Source organism: Rhizobium sp. Nf11,1 (assembly GCF_050587665.1).
GTDB lineage: Bacteria > Pseudomonadota > Alphaproteobacteria > Rhizobiales > Rhizobiaceae > Rhizobium.
Genome location: NZ_JBOBHU010000074.1, coordinates 1 through 1,059, shown reverse-complemented (window position 1 = coordinate 1,059; position 1,059 = coordinate 1). Strand labels below are relative to the sequence as shown.

The window sequence follows — 1,059 nt, the reverse complement described above, 5'->3', positions numbered from 1 at the left end:
ACTTAGCCGTCATCCCGAAGGGATGCGGCGGCCAGGGTTACCTTTTACAACCCAGGCCATCTTTGATGCCATCGACGTGTTCGACCTGATCACTTTATTGGAGCTACGCCGAGCAGCTCGCTTGTGTCAGGTCTTAAGACCAGCTTCTCGAGATTTGATCCGATACCGCGCGGTCAGGCAACGGTAATCCGATCGTCCGTCAGACAGCACAACAAGGCGCTGAACAACACGCGATAAACCGCTACGCGGTTTACGCTGACGATCCAGAGCGACAAGCTTCCTTCCACCCTCCAGCCCTTCACCCATATCCGGCCGGCTAGGCCATCCAAGGGATCATCAGAACTGGGCTCGGACGTTTCGGGCCAAAACCCAAAAACACCTGGAAGCCTCCAGATCAATCTTCTCTTCACAATGTATGCAGAACAGGCATCGATCAGCGATCGATGCAAACTTTTACTTCTTCAAAGGATATCCCTCAGTCTCGACACCAAGCGAATTGGTGGAGCTGAGCGGGATCGAACCGCTGACCCCCTGCTTGCAAAGCAGGTGCTCTCCCAGCTGAGCTACAGCCCCAACCATCGCAAACACCTGACAGCAAACCGTCAGGATCAGGTAAACCCAAACAAACCACAATTCGCACCAGCAAATCTCTTTGCCGCTGCAAATGGTGGGCCCGGGAAGACTTGAACTTCCGACCCCACGCTTATCAAGCGTGTGCTCTAACCAACTGAGCTACGGGCCCATCTCTCTGCGCAGCGCCCAATCCAAAGCAAAAACCTCGGAAAGGATCACCCATACAGGCCAGAGGCCGTCGCCGGTCGTCCGGCGCCCTCGCGGAGCGCAGCACCGAAGGTGCGAACAGCGCGTGAGCGCAAACCAATGGTTCGATATCCTTTTGAAGAAAGAGAAACGTGGACGGCGAAAGCTCGCCATACCGTCGTGACCGTAGTCTACGCGGCGTATTGCGTTTCGATGGTCGCCTGACTGGCGCCATCTATATTCTAAAAAGCACGGGAAGGTTCACCCGAGACATGTCTCGGTGTCTTACCAATTCCACAG

At 55.1% G+C, this 1,059-nt stretch carries 1 protein-coding gene and 2 tRNA genes; 1 reads left to right on the top strand and 2 read right to left on the bottom strand.

Annotated elements, in window-relative coordinates; all coding sequences use genetic code 11:
* Window positions 1–187 (top strand): hypothetical protein (locus ACQ7C1_RS31725; RefSeq protein ID WP_430961219.1); only part of this gene is annotated, 187 nt, incomplete at its 5' end.
* Window positions 188–497: 310 nt separating this feature from the next.
* Here ACQ7C1_RS31725 and ACQ7C1_RS31720 read toward each other — a convergent pair.
* Both ACQ7C1_RS31720 and ACQ7C1_RS31715 read right to left on the bottom strand, forming a co-directional pair.
* Window positions 498–573 (bottom strand) — tRNA-Ala (locus tag ACQ7C1_RS31720).
* 92 nt (window positions 574–665) lie between these two features.
* Window positions 666–742 (bottom strand) — tRNA-Ile (locus tag ACQ7C1_RS31715).
* Window positions 743–1,059 lie beyond the last annotated feature (317 nt).